We start from the raw sequence: 23,846 nt of genomic DNA on the forward strand, positions 1-23,846 counted from the left end.
GGGGCAGTTTCCCTTGGCATCCCTCGTACCCTAATCCATCTTCAGCACCGTCATAAACGCCTCGCTCGGCACTTCCACCGACCCGACCTGGCGCATGCGCTTCTTGCCTTCCTTTTGCTTTTCAAGCAGCTTTTTCTTGCGGGAGATGTCGCCGCCGTAGCACTTGGCGAGCACGTCCTTGCGCAGGGCCTTGACGGTTTCGCGGGCGATGACCTTGCCGCCGATCGTGGCCTGGATCGGGATCTCGAACAGCTGGCGCGGGATGGCGTCCTTGAGCTTCTCGGCGATCGAGCGGCCGCGCGCATAGGCGCGGTCGCGGTGTACGATGATCGAGAGCGCGTCGCACATGTCGCCGTTGAGCAGCATGTCCAGCTTGACCAGGTCGCTCTTCATGTAGCCCTTGAGCTCGTAGTCGAACGAGGCGTAGCCGCGCGTGCGGCTCTTGAGCTGGTCGAAGAAGTCGTAGATCACTTCGTTGAGCGGCAGGTCGTAGCTCAGGTGCACGCGCCCGCCCTCGATGTACTTCATGTCGCGGAAGGTGCCGCGCTTGTCCTGACACAGCTCCATGATCGTGCCCACGTACTCCTGGGGCGAGATCACCTGCGCGTCCACATACGGCTCCTCCATCCACGCGATCTCCTGAACCGGGGGCAGGTTGGTCGGGTTGTCGATCGTGGTCTTGGTGTCATCGGTCTTGACGACATGGTAGACCACGCTGGGCGCGGTGGTCACGAGGTCGAGGTCGAACTCGCGCTCGAGCCGCTGCTGGATGATCTCCATGTGCAGAAGGCCCAGGAAGCCGCAGCGGAATCCGTATCCGAGCGCCACCGATGTCTCGGGCTCGAACGACAGCGCCGCGTCATTGAGGCGCAGCTTCTCGAGCGCGCCCTTCAGCGACTCGTACTCCGCGCCGTCGGCGGGGTAGATGCCGCAGTACACCATCGGCAGCACCTTCTTGTAGCCCGGCAGGGGAGAGGACGCGGGGTGATTCGACAGCGTGATCGTGTCGCCCACGCGGATGTCGGCGATGTCCTTGATCGACGCGGCCACGTAGCCCACGTCGCCCGCCAGCAGCGTGTTTGTCGGCAGATAGCCGCCGGGGATGAAAGCGCCCACCTCGGTCACGTCGAACTCGCGCCCGCTCGCCATCATGCGCATGCGGTCGCCGACGCGGATCGTACCCTCTACGATGCGCACCGAGCTGATCGCGCCGCGGTAATTGTCGTAATAGGAGTCGAAGATCAGCGCCTTGAGCGGCGCTTCGCGGTCGCCCTTGGGCGGCGGGATGCGCGCGACGATCTGTTCGAGCACCGCCTCGATGCCGATGCCCTGCTTGGCCGATACCAGCGGGCAGCCCTCGGTGTCCAGCCCGATCTCGTCCTCGATCTCCTTTTTGACCACGTCGGGCTGGGCGCTCGGCAGGTCGATCTTGTTGATTACCGGCAGGATCTCGAGGTCGTGATCCAGCGCCATGTACACATTGGCCAGCGTCTGCGCCTCGATGCCCTGGCTTGCGTCCACCACCAGCACCGCGCCCTCGCACGCGGCCAGCGCGCGGCTGACCTCGTAGGTGAAGTCCACGTGGCCCGGCGTATCGATCAGGTTGAGCTCGTAGGTTTCGCCATCGCTCGCGGTGTAGGGCAGGCGCACGGGCTTTGACTTGATCGTGATGCCGCGCTCGCGCTCGAGTTCCATCGAGTCGAGCACCTGCTCGGTCATGTCGCGCGTCGCCATGACGCCGGTCGCTTCGAGCAGCCGGTCGGCCAGTGTGGACTTGCCGTGGTCGATATGTGCGATGATGCAGAAATTGCGGATCCTAAGCTGGTTCAAGGGGCCACGCTCCTTTGGGAGGATTTAAGATAACAACATCCGATCACTCGCCAGTTCGCTGCCGCTTAAAGCGGCGAAGGCGGCCATCAGTTTGTCTACGGTCAATTCGCGCTTTTGTTCGCCGGATACGTCCAGGATGATACGGCCGCCATCCATCATGATTAGGCGGTTGCCCAGTTGGATCGCCTCGCGCATGTTGTGGGTGACCATGAGCGTGGTCAGGCGGTGCTCGGCGATCAGCTTCTCGGTCAGATGAAGCACCGTGGCGGAGGTCTGCGGGTCGAGCGCGGCGGTATGCTCGTCGAGCAGCAAGAGGCACGGCTTCTCGGGCGTCAGCGTGGCCATGAGCAGCGTCAGCGCCTGGCGCTGTCCGCCCGACAGCAGGCCCACCTTGGTGGTCAGCCGGTCTTCGAGGCCCAGGTTCAATTCCGCGAGCAGCTCGCGAAACAACGCCCGTTCGCGGTTTGTGATGCCCCAGCGCAGCGTGCGGTGCTTGCCGCGCCGGTAGGCCAGCGCCAGATTCTCCTCGATGCCCATGTTCGCCGCCGTACCCAGCATCGGGTCCTGGAATACACGGCCCAAGAAGCGCGCGCGCTTGTGTTCGCTAAGCGCCGTCACGTCGCGGCCGTCGATCAAAATGCGGCCCCCGTCGATCGGGAACACCCCGGCCACGGCGTTCAGCAGCGTGGACTTGCCCGCGCCGTTGCCGCCGATCAGCGCCGCGAAGTCGCCGGCGTTCAGGGTCAGGCCGACGCCCGAGAGCGCCTGCTTTTCGTTGACCGTACCCAGGTTGAATGTCTTTTTTACGCCTTGAATGTCAAGCATGCGCACCCTCCCTCTCAGAGGTCAGCGACTTTTTGAGGGTGTTCCAGTAGGAGCGGAACATCGGCAGCGCCAGGCAGATCGCCACGGTGGCCGCGGTGAACAGCTTCATGTCGTTGGGGTCCATGCCGGCCTTGAGCACCAGCGCGATGATTACGCGGTACAGCACCGCGCCCAGCGACACCGACACCAGCCGGTTTTTAAACGAGCGGGTGCCGAACAGCACCTCGCCGATGATTAGCGAGGCCAGCCCGATCACCACGGAGCCGGTGCCCATTTGCACGTCGGCAAACGACTGACTCTGCGCGATCAACGCGCCCGCGAAGCCCACCAGGCCGTTGGAGAGCACCAGCCCCAGGATTATCATGTGATCGGTGTCGATGCCCTGGGCCTTTGACATCGCGCGGTTGTTGCCGGTTGCGCGGATGGCGCTGCCCAGTTCCGTGCCGAAGAACCAATACAGCGCGAAGGATACCAGCGTTACCACCATGACGCCGACCACCAGCGTCGGCAGCGACTTCGTAAGCCCCATGTTCTGGAACCGGGTGTACACCGTTTCGATGCGCAGCAGCGGTATGTTGGCCTTGCCCATCACGCGCAGGTTGATCGAGTACAGCGCGATCATGGTCAGGATGCCCGACAGCAGCGCCGGGATCTTGAGCCGGGTGTGCAGGAGGCCGGTGACCAGCCCGGCTGTCATGCCGGCGGCCAGCGCGGCCAGCGACGCCGGCCAAGCCGGCGTGCCGGCCGTTATCAGCCGCGCCGCGACGGCGGCGCCCAGCGCCACCGAACCTTCCACGGTCAGGTCGGCGATGTCGAGCACGCGGTAGGTGATGTACACGCCGAGCGTCATCACCGCCCACAATAGGCCCAGAGACACCGCCCCCAGCAGAATGTTCACCATACAATCTCCTTATATTACCAGGGCAATCGCTTGCGCCCCTCGGGAGGTTTGGAGGGCCGGGACCCTCCGTGTTCAATCATTTGTACGGGCTTTGCGGGTGCAAATGGATTCCTCCAAGGGGCGCGCTTGCCCTCACTCAATTCACAATGGTCGCCCCACGCCGTTGGCGCGGCGGCTCGCGTGCTCATTGGCCGGCGCCCTCCCTTCCCCGCCCACTGGGCGCGGTCGGGCGCGCCACGACTCCCTCGCATACGGCCGCAGCCGGATGCGAGGGAATTGCTTCATTGCCGGCCGGGGTAGACGACGTACTGCCGGAGGTCTTCGGGCACCTCGATGCCGATCGCCTCGGCGACCTCGCCGTTGACTGCGTAGCTGAACTGGTTCGAGGTTTCGACCGGCATTTGGCTGATGTCCGCGCCGTCCAGCACGCGCGCCGCCATCTCGCCCGCCTGGTACCCGAGACTTTCATAATTGATGCCCAGCGTGGCCAGCGCGCCGCCCAATACCATGTTCTCCTCGCCGCAGATGACCGGCAGCTTGGCGTCCACCGAGACCGCATGCACGACCGGCATGGCCGAGGCGAACACATTATCGGTGGGCAGGTAGATGGCGTCGCACTCGGAGGCGACGGCCAACACCGCCTGCTGCACCTCGTTGCTGTTGGTCACGGTCTGCTCGATGTAGCCGATGCCCTTCGCGTCGAGCGCCGCCTTGGCGACATTTACTTGCAAGACCGAGTTGTCCTCGCTCGAGTTATAGAGGAAGGCCACGGTCTTGACCTCGGGCACGAACCTCAGCATCAGGTCGATCTGCTCGGTGATCGGGTTCATGTCGCTGGTGCCCGACACATTGGTGCCGGGCTTCGCGTTCGAGTGAACCAGCCCCGCCACCTCGAAGTCGGTGACGGCGGTGGCGATGATCGGGATGTCCGCCGTCTTGCCGGCCATGGCTTGCGCCGACGGCGTGGCGATCGCCAGCACCAGGTCCATTTCGTCGCCCACGAACTTGTCGGCGATCGTGGCCAGGTTGTTGGTGTCGCCCTGCCCGTTCTGATAGGTGATCGCGATCGACTGGCCGTCGACATAGCCCTTGTCGTGGAGCGCCTTGACGAAGCCGTTCTGCGCCGCGTTCAGCGCCGGGTGGTCGACCAGTTGCAGGATGCCGATCTTGCGCGGGCCTTCCGCCAGCGCGGCGCCCGCCGTCGCGAGCATCAGGATTGCGAGGCACAGGGAAATCATCTTCTTCATGTTGCTACCGTCCTTCCATATTGCGTTTTGCCGGCCTGCGCCGGTTCGCTACATTATATAGAATATTTGCTTGATTTGTCAACGCAGCATAGATTATATTGTCGCGTCGATCAGCCCGAAATGCCTGAGCGCCCGCTCGATGCCGTCCTCGTCGACCGAGGAGGTGACATACGTGGCCGACGCCTTGACCGCATCCGCCGCATTGCCCATCGCGACCGACGCGCCCGCGAAGCGGAACAGGCTGAGATCGTTTTCGCCGTCGCCGATTGCCAGCGCCTCGTCCGGTCGGATGCCGTGCCGCTCAAGCAACACGCGCGCGCCCTTGTGCTTGCCGCCGCCGCGCGGCAGCAGGTCGAACGCGCGGGCATGCCAGCGGGCGGTATCGGTGTTTGACAGCGCGCGGACGAGTTCCCGATCAAACGGCGCGGGCTTGAACGCGATCATCTGGTAGAAGGGCTCGCGCGCCGCAAGCTCCGCGAGGTCGCGCACGGGCGGTATCGCGGTCGAGATGCCGGCCTGCGCGCGAAGCACGTCGTCGTCGACGCGGTTGATGAACAGCCCGCTTTCGCAGACCGCGCCGCAGGCGAACGGAATGGATGTGCTCAGCTTGAGGACGGTTTGAACGTCGCCGTCGTCGAGCGGGCGCGCGAAGAACACCCCGCCCAAGTCCCAGCAATATTGCCCGTTGCTGCCGACGTAGCCGTCGAACCCCATTCCGTCGAGAAAGTGAAGCTCCTCGAGCTCGCCCTTGAACCGCCCGGTGGCGACGAACGCCTTAATGCCCCGCGCGCGCAACCGCGCCACCGCCCGGCGCGCGCCGTCCGGCACGCATCCCTGCGCGTGCGACATCAGCGTGCCGTCCACGTCAAAAAAGACCGCCTTAATCATGGCTTCCTCCTATGTTGTGCTTTCTCAATCCTAGGGGAGCGGCGAGGCGCTGTCAAGCACGTTTGTGGTTGAATCGGCGCGCGGCGGATGATATCATGGAGGCCAATTGATCGTCCCCAAGGAGGATGGCCCCGACGAGCGGTGATGTCGGCGGTATCCGCGAGGATATGATCGGCTCCATCTGGGACATGGGCCGCCGCTACGGCGCGGGGAAGACCGTGCTCTATGTGGCTCGCGCGCGGGGGATTGCCGTGAACGCAGCGATGTGAATCCCATTGAAGGAGCCGGTCCCGCTCATTATGGTTTCCCTCAAGCGCGTGAACCTATCGTATAAGATTGCCAAAAACGCTATCCGTTTCCCCTTCCATTCCCCCCGAAAATCTGTTATACTAGCGCTGTAGGGTATGTGAAGCCCGCACAATTAGAGGAGGTATACCCCATGAAGAAACTGCTCTCATTGGTTCTCGCGCTTGTGCTGGTTCTGGCGCTCGGCGCGGCGGCGTCGGCGGACGGCTACGAAGTCGGCATGATTACCGATCTCGGCACCATCGACGACAAATCCTTCAATCAGGGCACTTGGGAGGGCATCAAGGCCTATTGCGAAGCCAATGGCAAGACCTACAACTATTATCAGCCCACCGGCCAGTCCACCGAGCTGTACCTCGAGAAGATCGAGCAGGCCGTGAACGATGGCTGCAAGATCATCGTGACCCCGGGCTACCTGTTCGAGGAGCCGATTGGCATCGCCCAGGAGATGTATCCGGACGTGAATTTCGTGCTGGTCGACGGCAATCCGGTCGGCGGCGCAAAGGAGAACACCGTCGGTTTCGTGTACGCCGAGGAGCAGTCCGGCTACCTGGCCGGCTACGCGGCGGTCGTGGAGGGCATGACCAAGCTCGGGTTCATGGGCGGCATGGCGGTTCCGGCGGTCGTCCGGTTCGGCTACGGCTTCGTGCAGGGCGCGGACGCCGCGGCCAAGGAGCTGGGCGTCACCGACCTGAGCATCAACTATCACTACACCGGCGGCTTTGCCGCCACGCCCGAGGCGCAGGCCATGGCCGCCAGTTGGTTCAACGACGGCGTTCAAGTCATCTTCGCCTGCGGAGGCGCGGTGGGCAACAGCGTCATGGCGGCCGCAGAGGACAAGGGCGGCAAGGTCATCGGCGTGGACGTCGACCAGAGCGCCGAATCCGCGACCGTCATCACCTCCGCGACGAAGGGCCTGCAAACGTCCGTGCAGCGGATGCTGGCCGCCTATTATGACGGCACGTTCCCCGGCGGCCAGAGCCTGGTGCTGGGCGCGGACAAGGGCGGCGTGAACCTGCCCATGGCCACCAGCAAGTTTGAGAAGTTCGACCAGGCGCAGTACGACGCGCTGTTCGCGAAGCTCGCCGCGAACGAGATCGCCATCCAGAAGGACACCGACGTTGCCGCCGCCGATCAGATCAAGGTCGACGTGGCGAAGGTGACCGTCATCCAGTAACCGATTTGCTCCATGCGGGCAGGCAGGCAACGGCCTGCCTGCCCGCGTTGTATTGGGAACAACAATGTTTTGAACCAAAGGATGTGATCCGCCTTGCCCCCCTCCTTCATCATCGAGATGCTGAACATCACCAAGGACTTCCCCGGCATCCGTGCCAACGACGACGTAACGCTGCAACTGCGCAAGGGCGAAATCCATGCCTTGCTGGGCGAGAACGGCGCCGGGAAATCCACGCTGATGAGCATCCTGTTCGGACTGTATCAGCCGGACGGCGGTCAGATCAAGAAGGACGGCCGCCCAGTCAGAATCGACAACCCCAACGATGCCAACGCGCTCGGCATCGGCATGGTGCATCAGCACTTCAAGCTGGTGGAGAACTTCACGGTGCTTGAGAACATCATCCTGGGCGTGGAGACGGTCAAGCACGGCGTGCTGAGGATGGACGACGCCAAGGCGCGCGTGATGGAGCTCTCGACCCGGTATGGGTTGATGGTCGACCCTGACAAGAAAATCGAGGACGTCACCGTGAGCATGCAGCAGCGCGTCGAGATTTTGAAGATGCTGTATCGCAACAATGAGGTGCTGATCTTCGACGAGCCCACGGCCGTGCTGACGCCGCAGGAGATCGACGAGCTGATGAAGATCATGCAGGGCCTGCGGTCTGAAGGCAAGTCCATCCTGTTCATCACCCACAAGCTGAACGAGATCAAGGCCGTCGCGGACCGATGCACGGTGCTGCGCAAGGGGCGGCATATCGGCACGGTGGACGTCGGGGACACCACGGCCGAGCAGCTCTCCGAGATGATGGTCGGACGCAAGGTGGACTTCGTGGTGGGTAAGGGCCCGGCCACGCCCGGCGAGCCGGTGCTCGACGTGAAGGACCTCAGCGTAATCAGCCGCGAAACGGGCAAACGCCTGGTCAATAATGTGTCGCTGACGGTGTGCAGGGGTGAGATCGTGTGCGTGGCGGGCATCGACGGCAACGGCCAATCGGAGCTGGTTTATGCGCTGACCGGCCTCACCAAGCCCGACGCCGGGCAAATCACGCTGAACGGCGAGGACATCACCCACGTCAGCATCCGCCGGCGCAACGACATGGGCCTCTCGCACATCCCAGAGGACCGGCACAAATACGGGCTGGTGCTGGACTATTCGCTGGCCGAGAACATGATCCTGAAGTCCAGCCATAAGCCCCGGTTCCAGAAATGCCACTTCATCAAGTTCGACGAGATGAAGCGCTACACGGACACGCTGATCGATTCGTTCGACATCAGATCCGGTCAGGGTGGCGACACGCGCGCCCGCAGCATGTCCGGCGGCAACCAGCAGAAGGCCATCGTCGCCCGCGAGCTGAGCCTGGAACCGGACCTCCTGATCGCGGTGCAGCCCGCGCGCGGGTTGGACGTGGGCGCGATCGAGTCCATCCACAAGCGCATCGTCGCGGCCCGGGACGCGGGCAGGGGGGTGCTGCTGATCTCACTGGAGCTGGATGAAGTGATGAATATATCGGATCGCATCTTGGTGATGTTCGAGGGCGAGATCGTGGCCGAGATGGATCCCAAGGAAGCGACCGTGCAGGATCTGGGATTGTATATGGCCGGGCACAAGCGCGGCGGGAAAAGGGTGGGTGAAGCGGTATGAAGCGGCTCAGGCGGTTGCTCTCCACCAGCGTCTCCGCGTCGCTGCTGGCCATCGTGGCCGGCCTGGCGGCGGGGTTTTTGATCCTGCTGTTCTCAAATCCGTCCTCGGCGTTCCAGGGCCTGCTCATCATCCTCAAGGGCGGCTGGAATACCGGCGTCAAGGGCCTGGGGCAGGTGCTGTACTACGCCACGCCGATCATCATGACCGGCCTGAGCGTGGGCTTCGCGTTCAAGACGGGGCTGTTCAACATCGGCGCGCCGGGACAGTTGGTGGTCGGCGGGTTTGTGGCGACATACGTCGGCGCGCTGTGGCCAATGCCCGCCGGACTGCATTGGGCGTTCGCGCTTTTGTGCGGCATGGTGGCGGGCGGGCTGTGGGGCCTGGTGCCCGGGCTGTTCAAGGCGTATCTGAACGTGAACGAGGTCATCTCGTCGATTATGATGAACTACATCGGGCTGTACGGCACGCGCTATCTGATTAAGCTCACGCCGCTGTTCGACTCTTTGCGCAACCAGACCGTGAATGTGCTGGATACGGCGGTGATTCCCAAGGGCGGGCTGGACAGGCTGTTCTATAACATGAAGGGCAACTATGTGGACGTCAGTTCGGTCAACGCGGGCCTGTATATCGCCATCGGATTGGCGATCGTGATGTACATCATCCTCAACCGCACCACCTTCGGCTACGAGCTCAAGGCATGCGGCCTGAACCGCAATGCCAGCCGTTACGCGGGCATCGATGAGAACCGATCCATCGTGCTCAGCATGGTCATCGCCGGCGCGCTGGCGGGCACGGCGGGCGCGCTGATGTACCTGGCCCCGGCCAGCGGCATGCACATCCATGTCGACGAGATCATGCCCTCACAGGGCTTCAACGGTATCCCCGTGGCGCTGCTTGGGCTGTCGAATCCGATCGGCATCATATTCGCCGGGCTGTTCGTCGCCCACATCACCGTAGGCGGCAGCCAACTGCAGTCGCTCAAGTACATGCAGGAAGTCATCGACATCATCATCGCGCTGGTCATCTACTTCAGCGCGTTCTCGCTGGCCGTGCGGGGACTCCTGGCCCGCGCCAAGCGTGTGCCGGCATCCGCCGCCGAGAAAATGGAGGGGGTGCGCTGATGGATACCCTGTTCTTTCTGTTCCAGCAGATGATGTTCTTCTCCATTCCGCTTATGATCGTCGCGTTGGGCGGCATGTTCAGCGAGCGCAGCGGCGTGGTGAACATCGCGCTCGAGGGCGTCATGGTCATGGGCGCGTTCTGCTCTATCTTTTTTCTGAACAAGACACAGGACTTTATGTCGGGTCAGGGCCAGCTGCTGCTGGCGGTGCTGATCGCGGCGGGCGCGGGCGCGCTGTTCTCGTTGTTGCACGCCTACGCGGCCGTCACGCTCAGGTCCGACCAGACCATCAGCGGCACCGCCCTGAACATGTTCGCGCCCGCGTTCGCCATCTACCTGGCCCGAACGGTTCAGGAAAACGGCGTGCAGCAGATCATGTTCGCCAATACCTTCCGCATCCGCAGCATCCCGGTGCTGGGCGACATCCCCATCCTCGGCCCGCTGCTGTTCCAGAACACCTACATCACCACCTACATCGGCCTCGCAATCCTGATCGGAGCGGCGTTCGCGCTGTACAAGACCCGGTTTGGACTTAGGCTGCGCGCCTGCGGCGAGCATCCGGCGGCGGCGGACAGCGTGGGCGTGAACGTGTCCAGGATCCGCTACACGGGCGTACTGATTTCAGGCGCGCTGGCGGGGCTCGGCGGGCTGGTGTTCGTGGTGCCGACCAGCGTGAACTTCAACGCCACCGTGGCCGGCTACGGCTTTCTGGCGCTGGCCGTGCTGATCTTTGGCCAGTGGAAGCCGCTCAGAATCTTTCTGGCCGCGCTGTTCTTCGGCCTGATGAAGACCGTGTCGGCCTCCTACAGCGGCCTCCCGGTGCTTCAAGATCTGCCGATTCCCAGCGATGTATACAAGATGATCCCCTACATCGCCACACTGATCGTGCTGGCTTTCAGCAGCAAGCAATCCCGCGCGCCCAAGGCCTCCGGCGTACCGTACGACAAGGGTACCCGATAACCGCCGCGGCAGATTGCCAAGTGAAGTGCAAAAGTGAACGAGAGAAGCAGGAACGCGCGCTCAGGCATTTGCGAGGCCGTTCGTTGATGGAGGGAACGACATCGGCGACGGTCTCGTCCGTTATGTTCTTCCAGTCCGTACCCTCTGGGAGGAGGAACCGGAGTCGGTCATTGGAACATTCATCCGTTCCCCGTTGCCACGATGCATGGGCATCCGCGAAGCAGACCGTCGCATTCAGCTCTCGCTCAATGCTCTTGTGCCGCGCAAACTTCGAGCCATTGTCGAACGTGGTCGTACTGACCGGTATCCCGCTTGTCTTTAGTCCCCTGATGACAGCCTGCGCCATGAATTTCGCATTCTTTGAATACGGCGCGACAGATGGTACTCGTGCTCAGTTTCCCGCCCGATTGTGCCTGCTTCCACGTAAGCGCGATCTCCTCAGGAGGGGGCCTACACCTATCCCGGCCACGACGGGTGGTAGCACGTGCCGTCCGGCTTGACCTGTTTGTTCCGCCGCTTGATCCCGGGGCTTATCGTCGAGATACTCCGTTCAAGCAGCACGGCGATCTCCGCCATGTTCTTCCCTTCCCGAAGGTACGACGCTAGACAAGCGCGTTCATCCGATCTAAAATGTGTATAGGGCCGCATAATCCACCTCGCAGCTGATGTTTTGTTCAATTCCATCTTACTCCATCCGGGCTGTGCGGTCTATTCTTTATCTCCCACTTTTGCACTTGACGGTGTATTATGCCCGCGCCCCGCCCAACTGGCCGAGGGCCGCTTTTCCCCATTTTACAAAGAAAAAGCTTGACTTTGCCAGCCCCAGGAAGTATAATTAGCAGCGTTGCGTGGGGTTATAGCTCAGTTGGTTAGAGCGTTACGTTGACATCGTAAAGGTCGATGGTTCGAGCCCATTTAACCCCACCATCAATACCGACATTAGTTGGTGCAAATAAGCTCGCCGGTTGCGGCGGGCTTATTTGTACGCCTGCAAATTCACCTTTAAATCCCGGCCATCCGCCGCCCATTTTGCAGGAATACACGGACGGGCTCACAGACGGAATTTTGGCGTGGGCGGGAGGCAGAAAAAGGCGCCACAGAGAACTCAAAAAATACACGATCTCCAAAGGCTGCCGTGTAATGGTGTAATGATGCACCCACCCCGAGAGACAGAAATCCGGCGATGTGGTTGCCGGGCAACCCAAACTGCGTAGATCACATAAGAGATTCTCCAAATATGTGGCTAATGTCAATATTTGATTGGAAAAGCTTCTTTCCCCGCCTGCCAGAGATACTGATCAATCTGTTTGACTGTATACTTTTGCAATGAGTATGCTTCCCTGAAAGTGAGAATCGCCTGCTTGAAAACCTGATAGTCCCGCAAGTCTTCGCCAGAGAAACTACTGAATCTGTCCTTATCGCGGAAATATGCTAAAAGCCTCTCTACATAGTAGTCATATATCGGATAATCCGCAGAATTGTGCCGGCTGCAGTATTTCGTAGCAAAAGAAAGAAGTTGAAGTTCCTTGCCTGTCCTTGATTTGATCCCATGTCCGGATGCTATATCATTCACCATCTTAGGGTCGCCGCTCTTTAACCGCCAGTCTGTATCCAGACTAATTATCCGTTTAGCTACAGGCATAACACCGTATATATTCGTCTTGTAAAAATCGTTAAGCACGGAGCACTTGATTAGCACTTTGCTCAGATCCGTATTGTCTGGATATGTTTCTAGAAACAGAAGGTCCAGCGCGTCTTCCTGCTCTTTATAGCCCGGAAGCGTATTCCACCTGTCAAGGTAGGATTCTACCGCGATCGCCGTCGGTGAAGCGATGTCTTTTGAATTCTGGGTATTTGAACTGCTCTTTACTGTGGCTTTCTGTCCTTTTACTGCCGGTTCATTAGGCTGCCCTTTGACAAACTCCAGCAGAAGCCGCAATGAATGTGCGTACGTTGAAGCATCGCTTCGCGGGTTTTTTCTTCCCCTTTTTACAAAGGACTCCTCAAGCTTGTATTCGTAAACGTCGGGTATGACGCCGTCCGACAATATCTGCTCGAATGATAGGCCAAATTCATTGCCGTATCGATCAAGGAAATAGGCCATGGATACGGTTGCGCTCACATTGTTATCTTGAGGGTAGCGTTTCGATAAGTAAATTTTGAAATTTTCACGAAGCAGCTTTGTATCCATATCTACACCTTCCCAACCACATATTGTAGGGGCTGCTCTACCGATTTCGGTTGTTATATAGGTGGTACATCATAAAAACCAATCAAAAAAGAGAAGTTTGCTCATAGTCTTTTGGGTCTTCATCGCTATATAATGACAGAAAAGACTGCTTATCCCTCATATAACGATCAACTGCATTACTTTGTACCATCCCAACATACATGGCAAGAGAGCGGGCTTGGCAGTTAAGTGATACTTTATCGTTAAAGGCAATATCGGTGAAATGCTTATAGCTCATTAGCTCATCTTTAAGAGCCGATCTATTCCTCAACGTCTCGATAACTGTAGAGATATATATCCAATCATAGTATGCTGTCTTTGCAGATATTGGCCATTCTTCCCCGTCCAAACCAACAAAAGATACAAGCTCACCGGAACCATCTAATAAAGTACTTTGCTTAGCTTGGTGAGGCATAATCGAAAGGAGTTCTCGGTATGGCCCTCCTGCACGGAATTTTTTCGATGCTTGAAATACATTTTCTAGCCTGTAATAATTATTTGAAACAGAGTCATAGTATTCCAAAGAAAATGCGCTCAAAAGTGCTCCTAGTGAAGATTCTGACTTTGTTGACACTTCAAGGATTAGACCGACTTTTTCTGTATCTGATATAGCTTTATGCATATTTTTGATGCATTTCCTCTTTTGAGACAATGCGAAACCTGGTTCGAACTTAAACTCAGCATATTTCTCAGATACGTATGGCCTTCTATTCTGAGCCGTAAAATACATTCTTTTAGTCATTGTTATTCTGCCTCCAAAATGAATAATCTTTTCTGGGTCCAAAGGGCTTTTCACAAACTTTTACTATGCCGCTATACTCGTCCGGAAGTTTAGCGATTACTAAATCATCTTCAGACCTGAAGTAGACACATTTTATACATTCCGCTGGGATAATATCTTTGATGCGTACCTCAGCCTGAGGGTCAGTGGGATATTTCGCGCTCCCTAGACATAGACGATTCTCCGCGTCATAATAAAGTCCTTCAGCAGAAGAGACGCGCGAGGTTCCGCGGCCAGAAGCCGCATTAGTTCGATAGAGTTCATATGCGCACTCATTGAGATATTCGGTAGAGAAAGCGATTATTACGAAAACTTCTTCCGGATGTCTATTTCTAAGGTAGTATAGCATTTTATAATTTATCCACTCTATGCTCACGGATATATAATTACTTAGCATCTCGTTCGCATCATTATATTCAACCTCTATATTCATACTATGTGCTTTTGCCCTGGATAATATACCGTTCTTCAAAATACTACCCAGGTTTTTTGCATTCGTAAAGTGGAGCAGCCATTTTGCTCCTCTTTCTCTCAGAAAAATATAATCAGCAGTGGGCGATGTGCATGAAATTTTTTTAGGTAGAGCATACACGGTTGGTAAGTATGGCTGCTTTAATGCTTTTTCGCAAAGCTGGTCTGTTTTCTGCGGTTCTGGTAGTTTCGATTGTTTATAATGCGGCTCAACAGTATATGCCTTATGCGTTTTGTTGATTATTTTCTCATATTCTTGTTTATTCCGCTCTCTTATTCGTAGTTCTTGCAAAAAGGCATATCTATTTTCATTCGTAATATTTCTGTTACTACAGTCGTTTTCATTAAAGAAGTATATTTCTCCAACAAGATAGCAATGTATTTTTTCTCTGCTTGTGGTGTAAGTTTCAATAGCAGTGATGTTAATTTGATCATCAGTGAACGCTTCACTTACCTTATATTTTCTCTTTTCTTTGTCGTACAGCAATTGCCCCGGATAGAATAAATCGGATGGTGCCACCTTTCGTGTCCAAGTGGTTTTATCCGTAAATTTAAGAATGTAAGCGTCATCCTCTTTGATAATAGTCTTAGCTCTGTAATATTTCGGCGGACGCACAGTTCTTGTTCTATATTTGTATGAAACCTTCTCAAGTATGTTGGAGAATATACCATATAGAATCGAAATGACGATATAAGCAATTAATATTGCTGCTCCGATTTTCGGAATCAAATCCATTTCGAAATCGCTCCCGCTTCTGTCGTAAATTATGGTTTATAGGCATCGATATCAAGGAAGCAGCGACAGTAACTTGCGCATATCAGCAAGATATGGCTAATGGAGGACTTCTCCAGGATTAAACCAGTGATCCCCGTTTATGATAAAATGCTCACGCAAATCGGCCAGCTCAATAACTGCACAATTCAAATTTTCATTTATTATACACTGATTTGTTATCCCTGTCAACGCGTTAGTCTATGACGTCTAAGTTGATAAAGCAAAGACATTAATTCTGCATTTGCTTCACTTGGCAATGCCCAGAATGCAACATCTTTCCACGACGTACAAATCCCGGCGCTGAGCCGGGATTCTGTTGTTGAACTTATTGGTTGGCGCTGTCCGTAACAGCCGTGCCCTTCTTGCCCCTGCCCTTTCCCGAAGGTTTCTTGGCCAGCACATTGTTCTCTGGCTGCGGTGTGGCCTCGTTGCTCTCCGACTCCATTGTGATAACTAGCACCCGGCCCGTGGCTTCGTCCCCAATGATCTCAGTCTTGATCGTCTCGCCGTTTGCTACCACCTCGGCCAGTGCATCCACTGGCTCGCCTGCGGCTTGCGCATCTTCAAGCGCCTGTGCCAGGGCTTCCACCGTTTCAGCGGGAAGTGATTCGGCGGGATACGCTTCCTGCGGCGCCGCTTCCTCGGTCTCGGCCGCCTTGTCATCCACAGCAGTTACCCGCGGCTGCGCTTCTTGGCCCAAGGGTTTCCGCGTCCTCCGCGCCCTTGTCTGCGGGAATTCCTCAGGCAACACGCCCGGCTCGAACATAATCTTTAAGGTGATGGCGCCGTGCGCGGGTACGTCGAACTTGAAGTCCTGATACTCCAGCTTCTTGAGCTCATCCGGGATTTCGATGTTTTTGAACCGCTTGATCTCCTTGCCCTCCACCAACAGGCATACCGGAACCGCGTCCCTCAGTTTCGCCGTGAGCTTGCCCATCTCCATGAATCGTTCCTCCGTTCGTTGCTGTACAGGCTTCTCGCCTGTGGCTCACAACTTACGCATTCACCGGTGGAAAGCAAGCTCCAATACAAACAAAACCGAGATGGCGATCAGGCAGTAAAAATGGGCATCTGATATGCACTCCCCACCACACCCCTACCTGCACTGCCCGGCAATACCTCCATGGGGGCACTGCCCCACTACGTGGCTAGAGAGATGGAGATTCGACTGGGTTACATCCACAGTACTGCTGAAGCCGGGGGAACTGAATTCAGGGAACTGGTTCTCGAATGATGCATACTATGTCGGTTGCCTGCTAAACGCAAACAGCTTAGGCAACAAAAATTCCAACATTTTGTACAAGAATTCAGATTTTCAATTGACTACTCGCTATAGTTTGAGATATAATAATAGTATCACGCCCAATATACAGCATCAATCGCAATTATAATATACCACTGTGAAGAATTTAGAATACTAAAGATAAGGTACTGCTGTGATGAAAAATTATGAGTACGCAATTTCGCCAACTAGCCAATTTTTCTTTTGCGGAGTACCTTTCAGATTAGACATTAAGCCGAAATGCGACCTGAACTGTGTGTATTGTTATGCAATGAGCAGAGGCGGACGGAGAACTAACAAAGATCAAATAATTGACGAATCAAGCTTTGTACGCAAGTTTAGTCATGCAATTTCTTGCAACGATAGCAAGCTCGACATTGTTGGAGAAATGGTACGCAATCGTTTCCCCATCCACTTTGGTGGCATGAGCGATCCCTTTAGCGACGAACTTACCGCAGATGTATTTGACCGATTATTCCCATTTTTTTGTGGTCCTGAAGATTATCCAATAATCATTAGCACAAAGAAACCTCATGAATTACTAAAACGAAATTATGTTATGCAAAAGGGCAACATGATAATTCAAATTTCTTTGCCAATATTCGATGATAGTACGCGCCTCTTGATTGAGCCGCATGCCGAATCAACTTATGAACGGCTATCCGCCATTAAGAGCTTAACGGATATAGGAAAAAAATGTCGTTTGCAGAATACAACCAATAATCCCTCGGCTGGACGAGCAATTGCCATCACTTATCGATGCGATCGATGGTGCCGGCTGCAAGCATGTTATCCTCGAATACTTGAAACTCCCTGTCGAGAAGGCATCTCTTAATGTTCAGCTTCTTTCGGAATGTCTAAATATGGATATGGCGACTTTCTACAGAAATCACGGGGCGGTTTTAATTGGTAGAGAATGGCTTCTTCCGACAGAATATCGGTACGGCAAGCTTATCCCAATAAAAAAATATGCAAATGACAGAGGGGTATCCGTAGCTTTGGCTGATTATGGACTATATCATCTTAGCGATGTTGATTGTTGCTGTGGGATTGACAAATTTAATATGCGTTGCAGTTGGAACCGCGGCAATTTTTCAACTCTTCTAAAGAATGCAAAAGGTCTAGTCCACTTTTCAAACTTGCTCGAATACTGGCACCCGACAAAAAGCATGACAAAATATGTAAATTCTAAAAGTCGTCTCAAAAATAACACAATGATAAATTTTTTGAATAGCAGGTGGAATGCCCCAGGCACAGTTAATGCTCCCGATTCATATTACGGCGTTAGTTTTTCTGGCAACTATGACAATGAGCATAATTGCATCTACTTTAACGAGAGTTGAGAGGAGTATTACTGCGATGTGTGGAAGTGACGCATTTCACCATACCCACAGCGAACAGCAGGACGAAATAGAAGCCAAGTTAGAGGAACTTCGAAACCTTGACGACAAAACCCTTAGTGATAAAAACGAAGATATTGTCAGCATGATAAAGTACTACAACGAGCTCACCAACGCTGTAGAGGAGCGCAGGAACAAGATTTACGCCGATTCTTTAACTTTTGTTGGGATAATCGTCGCCGCGGCGACAATTTTATGTACTATCGCAAATTGGACTGACTACTTAGTTATTCCAATAGTATTTTTCTGTGTACAACTGTTAGTGCAATTGACTCTGATTTGTAAATTCTACATACAAAATGATTCCGGCTATTTATTTAATGACGGACAGCTAAAGCCTCATTCGAATCAATGGAAATGGTTCTATTACGGAAATAGTCACATTGGGCAAATTAACGTAAACAAGCCGGATAGTTCTTCAATTAGGAGCTATATAGACGGTTTCAAGCTATTTGCGGATAATTATCTACACGAGGACGTCAAGTCACAGATATCTTCAAACATTCAACAACTGTATCTTTTGCAAGTGCACAATTTTTATAAGAATCGTTATTACCTTCAGCTTGTAAAAATCCAGCGCAACGGCTTCATACTTTCAATCATGGCAGCAGCCATTACTGTCATAGCGGTTCTTGTACCGGTTGTTTTTCGCTATTTCTTTAACTTTTGATGGAAGCGATGGTTCAATCTTGAGTTCATCCGGGATTTCGATGTTCTTGTACCGCTTGATCTCCTTGCCCTCCACCAGAAAGCATACCGGAACCGCGTCCCTCAGTTTCGCCGTGAGCTTGTCATTTGCATAATCCGTTCCTCCGTAAAATGTGATGTGCCTTGCGGCTGAGTCACAGCTTACGGATTTATGCGTGGAAAGCAAGCCCTTGCTCCACGAGCCAGCCCAATGCGCTCTCATTCTAACAGCTTAGGCACGGGATACGATAGACCACGGCTGGTTGCGGTGGCCTATCGCGCAACTATATAGTAACAGCCCCAAAGGGAGAAACGGGTGCGAATATGCAGTAAAGTATCTTGCAGACAAATCGCCACCGCTGACATCGTGTCCGTATCCATGATAATAAAGGACACCAGACAGGGCCAGAGCGGTAGTGGAGGGAATCCGCGGAAGGGGCGGTGTTTATATGTACTCTTTTTTATTCGACACCGACGACTGCATTCCGATTTTCTGCATTGTGAATTACCATATTTAGTGTTATAATATAAATACATTTTACGGGTATATAATAGATCGTATGCAATGAGCTCGAATTGGGTGACGGTACTTGGACAAGGAATCGAGAAAAAAAGAACTGCCAAAGTTGCCGGGTCGCTTAGGCGAATTTATTCAAGCCCTAGATGCCGAACGAAGTGCCGTTGAGAAAAACGGCGACTCTTTGGGCTTTTTATTGTCTGGTGGTGAAAGGATTAATGACAGCAATGGATCATACCTTTATCAATTTCGTATCGATTATAGTACGAATACACCCGATGATGCGCCATGTCGTTTGATAGTCGGCGGGAAGTTCTACAATGCTGTGATAGTTTCTTATGATGGGTCGTACATTATTCTTGCGACTAAAGAGCTGATCAGCGGCGGCATCGGCAATGCTAAGCTAGAGATCGGATCAACCATACTTTATGAAAAAATGATAGAAAGAATCGCCGCCAACGCAGATGTCAATAATCCGACTGGAAGACGGCTATTTGGCGAAATGGCCGTAACCCGTGTAAGACCCGATCCTGGACTATCAATTCCGGATGATGGGGATTCCAACGAAGCGCTACGTCCTGCGCAGATCGATGCCGTGCGATCTAGCCTTACCAATAATCTCACCTTTATATGGGGCCCCCCCGGAACCGGAAAAACCAAAGTGATCAGCAGTGTTATATATCAGTTGTACAATTCCGGGAGAACGGTCTTGCTGGCATCGCATACAAATGTTGCCGTCGACAACGCGCTTGAGCGTGTCTGTATACAATTTAGTCGTGTGAATATCCCTATAGAGGATACTGTTCTGCGGTTTGGAAACCATAGCAAAGAGCTTTCAGAGGGCTATCCAGGCATAACCATCAAATCACATATAGAAAAGTTAGGCAGGAGCTTGTTTAGCGAAAAATTAAAGATAGAACAAGCAATCAACGAATGGGACCATGAACTTACTCACTGCCATTGGCGTTTGAATTATCCCGAAAAGCGCGACAAAATAGTTAAGGCTCATTCTTCTCTAAATTCTGCAAGGGATTTGATGAACAGCTTAAGAATTGACATAAACACTATGCTCACTCAAAAAAGCAATCTAGAGAATTCATTATCTCAATGCGCACCATATATGCAAGCGAAATTTTATGCAGATGATTTGGAACTAACCCTCAACAATCTCTATGTGCGTTTTGGCGACATAGAGCGGCAGCAATCTTATGTGCAAAAGAGACTCGAGGACGTGTCAAAAAAGATAAGGAACAAAGAGAAATCAGCGCAATTTAAAAGCTTGATCAGCACTTATCCGTCACTTGATTTTTTGGTGTCACGAGCTGATTTTCAAAGAAAACAATGCGCAGAGGAAAAATCGAAATACATCAGCAAAAAGCAAGAGCTTGAAACTTGCAAAAGTCAGCTATCTGAAATGGAGGGCAAATCCGCTATAACCAAAGTCTTTACAAGCAAAAAAATTGCTTCACTTAAAAGTTTGCTGACAACCCTCCAGAACCAACTTAGCAGTGTCGAAGAAAATAGCAAAGCGGCACATACCCTACTCGATCATATAAATTTGGAAATCTCCGACTTAAAATCCTTAATAGCACAGAACGAAGAATGCTTTGTACCCGAAACCATGCAAAAGCTTTCTGAAGAGATGGATAATCTGCTCAAGGAATCCACTTCGCTCGCAAATGATTTCAGCTGCTGCAAAGCAAAAATCGAGGATAAATCCAAAATTCGTAATTCCGTATTGCATAATATGCAAGAAATGAAGATTTTCTACAAACGCAACCCAGATGAGTTGGCTATTGAATATAACAAATTGTTACTGCAATTGCAGCTGAGTCAGGATAATTCTACAGAAACCGATTCGCAATGCATAGCACTCGAAGAGCAAATCTCCGATTTGTTTCGGTCATTGAATGCTTTTGATTTATCAATAGACGAAGGGGGATCAGATGAGCGCCTCTTTAAAGCAGATGCCTACTTGCGCAGTCTTGAGAATATAGATGGCGTCCCGCCGAAATACGACCCAGAGAAGCAAGCTGCCTACCTTGAGGAGCAAATATCTAACTCCAGAAAACGTATTAATGAAATTGAGAAGGAGATCGCAGATCTCGAAAAGAACGCGCTCTTAAAGGCACCAATTGTGGGCACGACATTAACTAAAACTTACTTCGATGATGTGCTTTTCTCCCGAAAATTTGACACTGTCATTCTGGATGAGGCTTCAATGGCCCCCATACCGGCGCTCTGGCTTACCACTTACCTGGCAAGCAGCAATCTGGTGATCGTCGGCGATTTTAAACAATTGTCACCTATCGTTATAGCGAAACACCCTATGGCAAAAAAATGGCTTGGGCGCGATATATTCGACCACTCCGGTGCTCGCGCACAGTGCGAAAGTGGTCTTTGTCAAGACTATGTGATTAGATTATTCGAGCAATTTCGTATGCATAAAATGATCGCAGATATAGCAAATCTATACTACTACAATATGCTTAAGTCTCCGCTAGAGGATATGGTTAATAGCCCTGATTATAAAAAATACTGCGAGTGGTATGGTGCTTCCAAACCTATGGAACCAATAGGCATAATCTCAACTAACAAATTGAATGCATGGGCCACCGGAGTCAATGTCGGTGGAACGAAGAGCCGCCTAAATCATCTATCGGCAACGCTGTGTGTCAAGCTGGCTTTCCAGATTGTCGAAAAGCTTCTAACGGATAAGGATGTTTTGAAAGATCCCCTGGTGCCAAGAGTTCTAATCATGGCGCCTTATAAGCCACATATTAAACGCATTAAGCAGATCATTGATTCCGAATACCACCAACGTGGTATTGACTCAGACCGTTTCAACTTAATAAGCGCTGGAACAATTCATAGTTTTCAGGGCAGAGAAGGCGCGACCGTAATATTTGATCTCGTGGTCGATCAACCCCATTCGAGGTGCAATCTTTTTATGAGCGGAAAGCTTCAAGACGGAGATGATATGGATGACTCACTTGAGCGTTTGTTTAATGTCGCAGTTACTCGCGCGATGTACAAGCTAATATTTGTCGGCAATATCGAATATATATGTAGCAAGAATCATGCATCGAAAACTTTTCAATTATTGAAATATTTGACGGAGAAACTTAAGGTAAAACCGGTAGGCGCCGTCGGGCTATTCCCAAAGCTAGTTCCTTATGTCGAAATATCGGATATGACTACACCGGAGAATGACACCAGCATTCTAGTTACGCAATCAAACATACTAAACGTTATAAAGTACGATATCTTGTATGCACGCAAATATGTGCTGATTTATTCTCCTTTTCTTTCGGAAAAACGTGTGCAGTCCTTCTTGCCAATTTTTCACAAGGCCATTACAGAAAACGGGCTTAAGATCATTGTAGTTACAAAAGAAGCATCCGAGAATAAACAAACGATGGCGAGTCATAATATCTGTGAGCATTTATTAAAAAATGTTGGAGTAATAATATCGCACAAATATTTCATGCACGAGAAAATCGTGTTTATAGACGACACTCTGCTATGGTCTGGTTCTTTGAATCTGCTTAGTTATACCGGAAACACAACAGAAATTATGGAACGCAGAAATTGTAGCGAAATCGCAGAAGCATATGCCAAGCAGTTGCAAGTAGAGTATATTATCGGAGCCACCCGAAGCCCAGCTGTGAACGGGACACCGGAAGAGCTTACATGCCCGCTCTGCCACGCCGACTTAAGAATACGGGAGAGTTTTGACGGAGGCATATACTGGTCTTGCACAAATGTTAGCTGCAAATATTCTCGCCAAGTCGATCAACCATACCCCATAGATGGCCTGATTAAGTGCAAACAATGCGGAGGCAAATATCACTTTGCCATGAAGAAACAGCCGCGATGGGTATGTGAGCATAATCACTATCAAACCATCCGCGCCTGCGATTTGAAGCTTCCCAGGATGCTGGAACTGATTCCGCCTGAGCTGAGAAGAGAAGTGGAGAGATCATTCTCAAAGAACTACCAACCTGTAGAGAGTGTTTAGTATAACGTCATATCCCACTACATCTTTTTACGCTATAAATACGAGTCCAAGCCATATACGTGATCCGTTGAAGTATTTTCACAAAAGGTATTAGTAATAAATATCTTTACTTTCACATTGTAAAGTGATATTCTATTTTCGAGAGGAAGGTGTACATTATGCCTGCGAAAAAGAAATCAGAAGTTGTCGCTCTTGCCGTTCAGACACCGAAAGCCAAGCGTACTTTCAGAACCGCCGAAGAGAGAATCGCGGAAGTAGATAGAAAGATCCAGTTTCACCAGAAGGCGCTTGAGCAGCTTGAATCGAAAAAGTCCAAGATCGGAACCGGACGCCGCCAGCGCAAGCTTACTTACGCCAAGGTTTTTGCTGAACTGAAGGCATCGGGCAAGACGCCTGAAGAAATCGCCGAATTCCTCAACAAGTGAGTTGGAACCCGCTTCGGCGGGTTTTTCTTTTCAACTCCTCATTTACGCCGAGAAGCGTCAGAGTAAGCCATCGGCTGTTGATAATCCTGCCGAGGACTTGGGGGAACATTTTGTATCAAACGGTGCTGGCCAGATGCTTGGTCTGGTGGACCGGAACGCTAACCTCCCGTACATAGTCGCAGGTCATCGCTGTTCCGCCCGGCTGCCCGTCATAAGCGGGCCAATAGCAGATAGGCGTTTTCAATCATAATAGCGATTGCGCCAAAACTTACGCCTTGGTGTAATCAAGCCCGGTCGTGGTGATGATAACCGCTGCCGCACAAAGCAGTTTGTGATTAAGGTATCTTCCCAGGGCCCTAAAG

The 23,846-nt window shown here is 52.9% G+C and carries 19 protein-coding genes, 1 tRNA gene and 1 pseudogene; 10 read left to right on the top strand and 11 right to left on the bottom strand.

The genetic code is table 11. From position 1 onward, the window contains the following. Positions 1-30 precede the first annotated feature (30 nt). The 5 genes from lepA to ACH6CV_RS04065 form a co-directional block, all read right to left on the bottom strand. Positions 31-1,830, bottom strand: coding sequence for a translation elongation factor 4 (gene lepA, locus ACH6CV_RS04045; RefSeq protein ID WP_456356885.1), 1,800 nt, complete (start codon positions 1,828-1,830; stop codon positions 31-33). A 24-nt stretch (positions 1,831-1,854) separates the two neighbouring features. After that, positions 1,855-2,655 carry an ABC transporter ATP-binding protein gene (locus tag ACH6CV_RS04050; protein WP_456356886.1) on the bottom strand — a complete coding sequence of 267 codons (801 nt, stop codon included), beginning with the start codon at positions 2,653-2,655 and terminating at the stop codon, positions 1,855-1,857. Beyond that, positions 2,648-3,553 carry an ABC transporter permease gene (locus ACH6CV_RS04055; RefSeq protein WP_456356903.1) on the bottom strand — a complete coding sequence of 302 codons (906 nt, stop codon included), beginning with the start codon at positions 3,551-3,553 and terminating at the stop codon, positions 2,648-2,650. The genes ACH6CV_RS04050 and ACH6CV_RS04055 overlap by 8 nt, the downstream gene beginning before the upstream one ends. A 284-nt stretch (positions 3,554-3,837) precedes the next feature. Beyond that, positions 3,838-4,803: an ABC transporter substrate-binding protein gene (locus ACH6CV_RS04060; protein ID WP_456356887.1), complete on the bottom strand. Its 966-nt coding sequence runs from the start codon at positions 4,801-4,803 to the stop codon at positions 3,838-3,840. 93 nt (positions 4,804-4,896) lie between these two features. Beyond that, positions 4,897-5,691 (bottom strand): Cof-type HAD-IIB family hydrolase, encoded by a 795-nt coding sequence (locus ACH6CV_RS04065; protein ID WP_456356888.1) that lies wholly within the window; start codon positions 5,689-5,691, stop codon positions 4,897-4,899. A 125-nt stretch (positions 5,692-5,816) separates the two neighbouring features. On the opposite strand from ACH6CV_RS04065, the gene ACH6CV_RS04070 reads away from it, so the two are divergent. The 5 genes from ACH6CV_RS04070 (at position 5,817) to ACH6CV_RS04090 (ending at position 10,895) form a co-directional block, all read left to right on the top strand. Then, a complete protein-coding gene (locus ACH6CV_RS04070) occupies positions 5,817-5,960 on the top strand; it encodes a hypothetical protein (protein WP_456356889.1) in 144 nt (47 codons plus the stop codon). Between the two features lie 170 nt (positions 5,961-6,130). Beyond that, entirely contained in the window at positions 6,131-7,174 is a 1,044-nt protein-coding gene (locus ACH6CV_RS04075; protein WP_456356890.1) for a BMP family lipoprotein, read from the top strand. Positions 7,175-7,291: 117 nt separating this feature from the next. Then, positions 7,292-8,815, top strand: coding sequence for an ABC transporter ATP-binding protein (locus ACH6CV_RS04080; RefSeq protein ID WP_456356904.1), 1,524 nt, complete (start codon positions 7,292-7,294; stop codon positions 8,813-8,815). Continuing rightward, on the top strand, positions 8,812-9,936 hold the full coding sequence (locus tag ACH6CV_RS04085) for an ABC transporter permease (RefSeq protein WP_456356891.1): 1,125 nt from the start codon (positions 8,812-8,814) through the stop codon (positions 9,934-9,936). Before ACH6CV_RS04080 ends, ACH6CV_RS04085 begins: the two co-directional genes overlap by 4 nt. Next, positions 9,936-10,895, top strand: a complete 960-nt coding sequence (locus ACH6CV_RS04090) for an ABC transporter permease (RefSeq protein ID WP_456356892.1) — start codon at positions 9,936-9,938, stop codon at positions 10,893-10,895. The genes ACH6CV_RS04085 and ACH6CV_RS04090 overlap by 1 nt, the downstream gene beginning before the upstream one ends. Here the strand turns inward: ACH6CV_RS04090 and ACH6CV_RS04095 are convergent. Then, positions 10,831-11,247: pseudogene (locus ACH6CV_RS04095) on the bottom strand (IS30 family transposase); the annotation flags it as partial. The gene ACH6CV_RS04090 and the pseudogene ACH6CV_RS04095 overlap by 65 nt on opposite strands. Positions 11,248-11,351: 104 nt before the next feature. Continuing rightward, positions 11,352-11,579, bottom strand: a complete 228-nt coding sequence (locus ACH6CV_RS04100; protein WP_456356893.1) for a helix-turn-helix domain-containing protein — start codon at positions 11,577-11,579, stop codon at positions 11,352-11,354. Between the two features lie 166 nt (positions 11,580-11,745). On the opposite strand from ACH6CV_RS04100, the gene ACH6CV_RS04105 reads away from it, so the two are divergent. Next, a tRNA-Val gene (locus ACH6CV_RS04105) sits at positions 11,746-11,822 on the top strand. Between the two features lie 322 nt (positions 11,823-12,144). Here the strand turns inward: ACH6CV_RS04105 and ACH6CV_RS04110 are convergent. From ACH6CV_RS04110 to ACH6CV_RS04125, 4 genes are all read right to left on the bottom strand, one after another. Beyond that, positions 12,145-13,086 carry a hypothetical protein gene (locus ACH6CV_RS04110; protein ID WP_456356894.1) on the bottom strand — a complete coding sequence of 314 codons (942 nt, stop codon included), beginning with the start codon at positions 13,084-13,086 and terminating at the stop codon, positions 12,145-12,147. A gap of 82 nt (positions 13,087-13,168) precedes the next feature. Then, complete coding sequence (locus tag ACH6CV_RS04115) at positions 13,169-13,867, bottom strand: DarT1-associated NADAR antitoxin family protein (RefSeq protein ID WP_456356895.1); 699 nt, start codon at positions 13,865-13,867, stop codon at positions 13,169-13,171. Next, a complete protein-coding gene (locus ACH6CV_RS04120) occupies positions 13,860-15,113 on the bottom strand; it encodes a DarT ssDNA thymidine ADP-ribosyltransferase family protein (RefSeq protein WP_456356896.1) in 1,254 nt (417 codons plus the stop codon). Before ACH6CV_RS04120 ends, ACH6CV_RS04115 begins: the two co-directional genes overlap by 8 nt. A 364-nt stretch (positions 15,114-15,477) precedes the next feature. After that, complete coding sequence (locus ACH6CV_RS04125) at positions 15,478-16,095, bottom strand: hypothetical protein (RefSeq protein ID WP_456356897.1); 618 nt, start codon at positions 16,093-16,095, stop codon at positions 15,478-15,480. A 496-nt stretch (positions 16,096-16,591) separates the two neighbouring features. Here ACH6CV_RS04125 and ACH6CV_RS04130 point away from each other — a divergent pair, with 496 nt between their 5' ends. The 4 genes from ACH6CV_RS04130 to ACH6CV_RS04145 all read left to right on the top strand — a co-directional run bounded on the left by ACH6CV_RS04130 (position 16,592) and on the right by ACH6CV_RS04145 (position 23,484). Beyond that, entirely contained in the window at positions 16,592-17,269 is a 678-nt protein-coding gene (locus ACH6CV_RS04130) for a hypothetical protein (protein WP_456356898.1), read from the top strand. Positions 17,270-17,676: 407 nt separating this feature from the next. Then, positions 17,677-18,504, top strand: coding sequence for a hypothetical protein (locus ACH6CV_RS04135; RefSeq protein WP_456356899.1), 828 nt, complete (start codon positions 17,677-17,679; stop codon positions 18,502-18,504). Between the two features lie 607 nt (positions 18,505-19,111). Continuing rightward, on the top strand, positions 19,112-23,059 hold the full coding sequence (locus ACH6CV_RS04140; protein WP_456356900.1) for an AAA domain-containing protein: 3,948 nt from the start codon (positions 19,112-19,114) through the stop codon (positions 23,057-23,059). Between the two features lie 158 nt (positions 23,060-23,217). After that, positions 23,218-23,484, top strand: coding sequence for a hypothetical protein (locus ACH6CV_RS04145; RefSeq protein ID WP_456356901.1), 267 nt, complete (start codon positions 23,218-23,220; stop codon positions 23,482-23,484). The last annotated feature ends 362 nt before the right edge of the window (positions 23,485-23,846 follow it).

Origin of the sequence: Anaerozeibacter quisquiliarum (assembly GCF_051162045.1) — a bacterium.
Lineage (GTDB): Bacteria > Bacillota > Clostridia > Christensenellales > Aristaeellaceae > Anaerozeibacter > Anaerozeibacter quisquiliarum.